This window comes from Polaromonas sp. P1_E3, assembly GCF_056405935.1.
Genome location: NZ_JBFUBD010000341.1, coordinates 1 through 2,871, shown reverse-complemented (window position 1 = coordinate 2,871; position 2,871 = coordinate 1). Strand labels below are relative to the sequence as shown.

2 protein-coding genes and 1 pseudogene are annotated in these 2,871 nt (G+C 60.2%); all 3 read left to right on the top strand.

Going from position 1 to position 2,871, the window contains the following annotated elements:
* A pseudogene (locus AC1D0Z_RS18845) lies at window positions 1-87 on the top strand (sulfur oxidation c-type cytochrome SoxA); the annotation flags it as partial.
* A gap of 19 nt (window positions 88-106) precedes the next feature.
* Window positions 107-766: a sulfur oxidation c-type cytochrome SoxX gene (gene soxX / locus AC1D0Z_RS18840; RefSeq protein ID WP_477659718.1), complete on the top strand. Its 660-nt coding sequence runs from the start codon at window positions 107-109 to the stop codon at window positions 764-766.
* A 106-nt stretch (window positions 767-872) separates the two neighbouring features.
* The gene (gene soxB / locus AC1D0Z_RS18835) at window positions 873-2,588 is read left to right on the top strand and encodes a thiosulfohydrolase SoxB (RefSeq protein ID WP_477659717.1); all 1,716 of its coding nucleotides are present in this window, start codon (window positions 873-875) and stop codon (window positions 2,586-2,588) included.
* Window positions 2,589-2,871 lie beyond the last annotated feature (283 nt).

The following is a 2,871-nucleotide window of genomic DNA, read 5'->3' as shown; positions in this document are numbered from 1 at the left end:
GCCTCCGACGCCACCATCGCCCTGGGCGTGTTCATGGGCGTCAACAGCAAGGGCGGCGCCTCCATTGCGCCGGCCCTCAAACGGTAATCCGGCAAGAGAGAACCTGATGAACATGATTTACACCAAAGCCGCACTGTCCACCGTCTGCCTGGCGTTCACCGCCTTTTTTCTGTCCAGTTGCGCGGTTGCGCCCACGGCGCAGCAGGTCGACGAAGCCACCCAGCAGGTGCTCAAGAGCTCCTTCCGCGAGCAGGGGATCGCCAAAATTGACCGCCTGACCCTGGATGCCTCCAACCAGGCTTGCTCGGAAGCCGCCGGCAAGCCGCTGGAGGAAAAGGCCGCCAAGGCCATTGAAGAAGCCAACCTCAAAACGGTGAAGCTGCCTTCCGATGGCAAATATCTCGGCAGCTGGAGCGAGGGCGAAAAAATCGCCCAGAACGGCCGCGGCCTGACCTGGAGCGACAAGCCCGGCGAAGCCAATGGCGGCAGCTGCTACAACTGCCACCAGATCAGCAAGGCTGAACTGTCTTTCKGCTCCATCGGCCCAAGCCTTTACAACTACGGCAAGCTGCGTGGCGTGAGCAACCCGGCTTCGCCCGAGAGCAAMCCCATCGTGGAATACACCTGGGGCAAGCTGTGGAACGCCAAGGCTTACAACGCGTGCTCCGACATGCCGCGGTTTGGCCATGCTGCCATCCTGAACGAGCAGCAGATTCGCGACGTGATGGCGCTGTTGCTGGACCCGAATTCGCCTGTCAACAAGTGATTTGAGTGTTTTATGCCGCCAAGCCAATAGTGGCGCGCGCAAGCAGCTCCTGAATTGATAGCAACCTGATACTTTGCCTGGGCAGCCGGGCAGGATGACCAACGCCATGAACCTGTCCCGCCGAGAGTTTTCAAGTGTCATGGCCGCTGCGCTGGCTGCGGGTTTTCCCCTGCGTGAGGCCGGCGCCGTCCAGGCCGCCAGCTTGTACGAACTGCCCCGTACTGGCAATGTGCACTTGCTGCACATGACCGATTGCCATGCCCAGCTGCTGCCGACTTATTTCCGCGAACCTTCCGTCAACCTGGGCGTGGGCGCGATGCGCGGACAGGCGCCACACCTCGTGGGCGAACATTTGCTCAAGGCTGCCAGCCTCAAGTCAGGCACACCCGAAGCGCATGCGCTGACCTTCCTGAACTTCGAGCGGGCGGCGCGCCGGTACGGCAAGGTGGGCGGTTTCGCGCATCTGGCGACGCTGGTAAAGCAGTTGAAGGCTGGCCGCCCGGGTGCCTTGCTGCTTGACGGAGGTGACACCTGGCAGGGCAGCGCGACGGCGCTCTGGACGCAAGGCCAGGACATGGTGGATGCGGCCAAACTGCTGGGCGTGGATGTGATGACGGGCCATTGGGACTTCACCTATGGCGAAGAGCGCATCAAAAAAATCGTCGAGCAGGACTTTGCCGGCAAGATTGACTTTATCGCGCAGAACGTCAAAACCAGCGACTTTGGCGACCCGGTGTTCAAGCCCTATGTCATCAAGGAAATGAATGGCGTGCCCGTCGCCATTGTCGGCCAGGCTTTTCCCTACACGCCGATTGCGAACCCGGGCTGGCTCACGCCGAACTGGACTTTCGGCATCCGCGAAAGCGAAATGCAGGAAACCGTGAACGAAGCGCGCGCCAAAGGTGCGCAGGSTGTCGTGCTGCTCAGCCACAACGGCATGGATGTGGATCTCAAGATGGCCTCGCGTGTCACCGGAATTGACGCGATTCTGGGTGGGCATACCCACGACGGCGTGCCGATGCCTGTCATTGTCAAAAATCCGGGCGGGCAGACCATCGTGACCAACGCCGGCAGCAACGGCAAGTTCCTGGGCGTGCTGGACCTTGACGTCAAGGACGGCAATGTGGCCGGCTTCAACTACCGCCTGCTGCCGGTCTTCGCCAATCTGCTGCCCGCCGATGCGGCTATGGATGCGCTGATTGCAAAGGTGAGGGCGCCTTACACGGCCAAACTGGATGAAAAGCTGGCAGTGACGGAAGGAACGTTGTATCGCCGCGGTAATTTCAATGGAAGCTTTGACCAGCTGATCCTGGACGCACTGATGAATGTGCGCGGCGCAGAGATTGCTTTTTCGCCCGGGTTCCGCTGGGGTACCTCGCTGTTGCCCGGCCAGGCCATTACGCGGGAGCATGTGATGGACCAGACCGCCATCACCTATCCCTGGACCACGCTGACGGACATGCGCGGCGACATGATCAAGACCATCCTGGAGGACGTGGGCGACAACCTGTTTAATCCTGACCCTTATTACCAGCAGGGCGGCGACATGGTGCGCGTGGGCGGGCTGACTTACACGTGTGAGCCGGGTGCAAAGATGGGCGGACGCATCCAGGACATGCGCCTGGGTGGCAAGCTGATTGAAGCGGGCAAGACCTACAAGGTAGCCGGCTGGGCGCCTGTCGCCGAAGCCAGCAAAAACGCTGGCCCACCGGCGTGGGATGTGGTGGAAACCTACCTGAAGACGAAAAAGGTCATCAAGCCCGTCAAGCCCAATACCCCACGGCTTGTGGGTGTGGCCGGCAATCTGGGTCTTGCCGCCTGACTTTTTGGCCCCAAATACACCACAGGCTTCAACGCATGTGAAAGCATGTAAGAGGTATGTGAGAGCGTTGGGCGCTGCGAAATCCATGGCCTTTTCAGGTATGGTCATCACCACGGTCTTTCCGCTGTCACAGTTCGGTGGCACAATCTGGGTTGTTTCTGAAGGCCCTTCCTGCCACAGTCGCATCCGCTAATCGGTCCAGCCGTGTTGCGGAAGGTTAATCAACCAGCCATATCCAGTTGTGGCCAGCTAATGTTTCCCCAAGGGAAACGGAGGTCAGCGT